Annotated in this window: 4 protein-coding genes; all 4 read left to right on the top strand. The window is 62.4% G+C overall.

Annotated elements, in window-relative coordinates; all coding sequences use genetic code 11:
- The first annotated feature begins 1 nt into the window (after position 1).
- Positions 2–1,084 (top strand): ABC transporter ATP-binding protein, encoded by a 1,083-nt coding sequence (locus tag CN311_RS31465; RefSeq protein WP_097577458.1) that lies wholly within the window; start codon positions 2–4, stop codon positions 1,082–1,084.
- A gap of 13 nt (positions 1,085–1,097) precedes the next feature.
- A complete protein-coding gene (locus tag CN311_RS31460; RefSeq protein ID WP_097577457.1) occupies positions 1,098–2,165 on the top strand; it encodes an ABC transporter ATP-binding protein in 1,068 nt (355 codons plus the stop codon).
- Positions 2,166–3,032 (top strand): carbohydrate ABC transporter permease, encoded by an 867-nt coding sequence (locus CN311_RS31455; RefSeq protein WP_097577456.1) that lies wholly within the window; start codon positions 2,166–2,168, stop codon positions 3,030–3,032. It abuts the gene before it with no gap.
- Position 3,033: 1 nt separating this feature from the next.
- Positions 3,034–3,936, top strand: a 903-nt coding sequence (locus CN311_RS31450; RefSeq protein WP_097577459.1) for a carbohydrate ABC transporter permease, incomplete at its 3' end; no start/stop codon positions are given.

The following is a 3,936-nucleotide window of genomic DNA, read 5'->3' as shown; positions in this document are numbered from 1 at the left end:
CATGCTGGAACTGAGAAACGTCACCAAGACGGTCGGTGCTGTCGAGCATATCCGCGACGTGTCGCTGACGCTTCAGCACGGCTCGCTCAACGTGCTGCTTGGGCCGACGCTTTCCGGCAAGACCAGCTTGATGCGGCTGATGGCCGGCCTCGACGTGCCGGCGTCCGGCTCCGTCTGGTTCGACGGCAAGGACGTCACCGGCATGCCGGTGCAGAAGCGCAACGTCGCCATGGTCTACCAGCAATTCATCAATTATCCGGCGATGACGGTCTATGAGAACATCGCCTCGCCACTGCGTGTGGCCGGCACCGACCGGGCGAAGATCGACAGCGAGGTGCGCAAGGCCGCGGCGCTGCTCAAGCTGACGCCCTATCTCGAGCGCACGCCGCTCAGTCTCTCCGGCGGCCAGCAGCAGCGCACCGCGCTGGCGCGCGCCATCGTCAAGAATGCCAGCCTGGTGCTGCTCGACGAGCCGCTCGCCAATCTCGACTACAAGCTGCGTGAGGAACTGCGTGCCGAATTGCCCAGGATCTTCGCGGCGGCCGGCACCATCTTCGTCTATGCCACGACCGAGCCGCACGAAGCGCTGCTGCTTGGCGGCAACACGGCAACATTGTCGGAAGGCCGCATTACCCAGTTCGGGCCGACGATCGACGTCTTTCGCAGGCCGAACGACCTCGTCACGGCCAGGACCTTTGCCGATCCGCCACTCAACACCATCGTGCTGAAGAAGAGCGGTTCGAGCTTCCTCCTCGATGGTGGGGTGAACCTACCGGTGCCGGCTGAGCTCGCCGGTATTGCCGATGCGAGCTACACGATCGGCTTCCAGCCCCACCATCTCTCTCTTGCGCGGCCAAGCCCGTCGGCGGTTTCGGTGAAAGCCAAGGTCTCGGTCACCGAGATCACCGGTTCGGAAAGCTTCGTGCATCTCGACTTCGCCGATGTGCGCTGGGTGATGCTGGAGCACGGCATCCTGGCGTTCGAGCCGGACCAGATCATCGAGGTGTTCATCGACCCTCGGCACATCATGGTCTTCGACGCCAACGGCCGCTCGGCTGCGGCGCCGCAGATGCTGGCGGCTTGAGGGAGGAGGGCACATGGCGCGCATCGACTGCAACCATATCCGCCACGCCTACGGTTCCAATCCGAAGTCGGACAAGGACTATGCGCTGAAGGACGTGCATCAGGTCTTCGAGGATGGCGGCGCCTATGCGCTGCTTGGGCCGTCGGGCTGCGGCAAGACCACGCTGCTCAACATCATCTCGGGATTGCTGCATCCCTCGCACGGCCAGTTGCTGTTCAACGGCAGGGACGTGACCAACCTGTCGACGCAGGAGCGCAACATCGCCCAGGTGTTCCAGTTCCCGGTCATCTACGACACCATGACCGTCTACGACAATCTGGCCTTCCCGCTGCGCAATCGCGGCGTGCCGGAGGCCGATGTCGACCGCAAGGTGCGTGAGACGCTGGACATGATCGACTTGGCGTCATGGGCCAGGAAGAAGGCGAGGGGACTGACCGCCGACCAGAAACAGAAGATCTCGCTCGGCCGGGGGCTGGTGCGATCCGACGTCAACGCCATCCTGTTCGACGAGCCGCTGACCGTCATCGACCCGCATATGAAGTGGGTGCTGCGTTCGCAGCTTAAGCAGCTTCACCGCCGCTTCGGCTACACCATGGTCTATGTCACGCACGACCAGACCGAGGCGCTGACCTTCGCCGACAGGGTTGTCGTCATGTATGAGGGCGAGATCGTGCAGATCGGCACGCCGGCCGAACTGTTCGAGCGGCCGCGCCACACCTTCGTCGGCTATTTCATCGGCTCGCCCGGCATGAACGTCATGCCGGTGGCGATCGAGGGCAAGACGGCTACGCTCGGCAGCCAGCGCATCGAACTGCCCGGCGCGCCCCAGGCCGCAACCGGCCCGGTCGAACTCGGTATCCGTCCCGAATATGTCAGGCTTGGCCGCGAGGGCATGTCGGTGAAGGTCAGCAAGGTCGAGGATGTCGGCCGCCACAAGGTGGTTCGCGCCAATCTCGAAGGCCGCGAGATCGCCGCCGTCATCGGCGAGGACGAGACCGTGCCGGCGGAGCCTAAGGTGCGCTTCGAGCCGGCCCGCATCAACATCTATGCCGATTCCTGGCGTGTCGAGATGGGGGCGTAGATGGAAAAGACCTGGAACAACAAGGCCTGGTTCCTGGTACTGCCGGTGCTGGTGCTGGTGGCGTTCTCGGCCGTCATCCCGCTGATGACCGTCGTCAACTATTCGGTGCAGGACACGTTCGGCAACAATGTCTTCTTCTGGGCCGGCACGGAATGGTTCGAGGAACTGCTGCATTCCGACCGCTTCTGGGAAGCGATGGTCCGCAATCTGGTCTTCTCCTTCATTATCCTCGCCATCGAAGTGCCTCTCGGCATCTTCATCGCCCTAAACATGCCGAAGAAGGGTTGGGCGGTGCCGGTCTGCCTGGTGCTGATGGCACTGCCGCTGTTGATCCCGTGGAATGTCGTCGGCACCATCTGGCAGGTGTTCGGCCGCAACGACATTGGCCTCTTCGGCTACTACGTCAACGCGCTGGGCATCGACTACAATTATGGACAGGATCCGATCGACGCCTGGGTCACCGTCATCATCATGGATGTCTGGCACTGGACCAGCCTCGTCGTGCTGCTCTGCTATGCCGGCCTGGTCTCCATCCCGGATGCCTTCTACCAGGCGGCCAAGATCGATGGCGCGTCGCGCTGGGCGGTGTTCCGCTACATCCAGCTGCCGAAGATGAACCGGGTGCTGCTGATCGCCGTGCTGTTACGCTTCATGGACAGCTTCATGATCTACACCGAACCTTTCGTCGTTACCGGCGGCGGCCCAGGCAGTTCGACGACCTTCCTGTCGATCGACCTGGTCAAGACGGCGCTCGGTCAGTTCGACCTTGGTCCCGCGGCGGCGATGTCGCTGGTCTACTTCCTCATCATCCTCCTGCTGTCATGGGTGTTCTACACCGTGATGACCAATTACGACGCGGAGCGCTGAGATGAGCAGCGCTAATCAACGAACGACAAGGCAGGACAGAGTGAACGAAACGACGGCTTCGGAAGGACTTTCCAGTGCCATGTCGCAGGACCAGATCGCGCGGCTGATGCGCCGGCGCGGCGAGGAATCGCGCTGGTGGTGGATCGTGCCGACGCTCTACATCATCGTCCTGCTTTTACCGATCTACTGGCTCATCAATATGAGCTTCAAGACCAATGCCGAGATCGTGTCGTCGCTGACGCTCTATCCGCACGCGCCGACGATCGCCAATTACGTCACCATCTTCACCGACGCGTCCTGGTACTCGGGCTATATCAATTCGATCACCTATGTGGTGATGAACATGGTGATCTCGGTGGCTGTGGCCTTGCCTGCGGCCTACGCCTTCTCGCGCTATCGCTTCCTCGGCGACAAGCATCTGTTCTTCTGGCTGCTGACCAACCGCATGGCGCCGCCGGCGGTGTTCGCGCTGCCGTTCTTCCAGCTCTACTCGGCCTTCGGCCTGATCGACACCCATATCGCGGTGGCACTGGCGCACTGCCTGTTCAACGTGCCGCTGGCGGTGTGGATCCTCGAAGGCTTCATGTCAGGCGTGCCGAAGGAAATCGACGAGACCGCCTATATCGACGGCTATTCGTTCCCGCGCTTCTTCATCAGGATCTTCATGCCGCTGATCGCCAGCGGCATCGGCGTCGCCTGCTTCTTCTGCTTCATGTTCTCATGGGTGGAACTGCTGATCGCGCGCACGCTGACGACGACCGACGCCAAACCGATCGCCGCCACGATGACCCGAACCGTCTCCGCCGCCGGCATGGACTGGGGTCTGCTCGCCGCCGCAGGCGTGCTGACGCTGATACCCGGCGCGCTCGTCATCTGGTTCGTGCGCAACTACATCGCCAAGGGC

Source organism: Mesorhizobium sanjuanii, assembly GCF_002529485.1.
GTDB classification, from domain to species: Bacteria; Pseudomonadota; Alphaproteobacteria; order Rhizobiales; family Rhizobiaceae; genus Mesorhizobium; species Mesorhizobium sanjuanii.
Note: the sequence above shows the minus strand (reverse complement) of the source record. Positions and strands in the feature narration are given on the sequence as shown.